Origin of the sequence: Vibrio sp. HI00D65, from assembly GCF_001635455.1 — a bacterium.
Taxonomy (GTDB): domain Bacteria; phylum Pseudomonadota; class Gammaproteobacteria; order Enterobacterales; family Vibrionaceae; genus Vibrio.
Genome location: NZ_LWEH01000176.1, coordinates 1 through 478 on the forward strand (window position 1 = coordinate 1; position 478 = coordinate 478).

At 43.0% G+C, this 478-nt stretch carries 1 protein-coding gene; it reads right to left on the reverse strand.

All coding sequences use genetic code 11. The annotated features are described in order from the left end of the window. On the reverse strand, positions 1 to 462 hold the full coding sequence (locus A3712_RS14565; protein ID WP_063524039.1) for a thermonuclease family protein: 462 nt from the start codon (positions 460 to 462) through the stop codon (positions 1 to 3). Positions 463 to 478 lie beyond the last annotated feature (16 nt).

A 478-nucleotide genomic window follows, 5' to 3' on the forward strand; every position in this document is an offset into this window, starting at 1 on the left:
TTATTCAATGAGTGTTCCACGAGCTCTCCGAAGTTGTCTTAGTTCTTCAAAGTCTTTTTGTTTTGTACCACCATCATATGGCCACGCATATCCTTCTCCAATCATTTCCTCGTTAAGGGACACAGTTGCATCCCCGATATAAAGCCAGCCAAGAAGACGGCCGTATTTACCGACGCCACCAACAAGTTCAGTCCTAATAGTAAGCTCATCGTCACCGTCAATAGCACCTTCCAACTTGTCTTTAAGCCAGTTAGTTGCGTCAATACCAAGTGCTTTCTCCTCTAAGTTTCTTGTACGTTTCTCTGGTGTATCAACACCAGCGACTCTCACTCTTTCTTTTTTGTAGAGGTCGAATCCTAAGTCTATTGTAACATCAATTGTGTCACCGTCAACTACTCGGTTTATTTCCGTCACTCGAAAGTTGTAACAACTCTTGCGACTCGGTGGAACCATTGNTCCCATATTCAAACTCCATTAA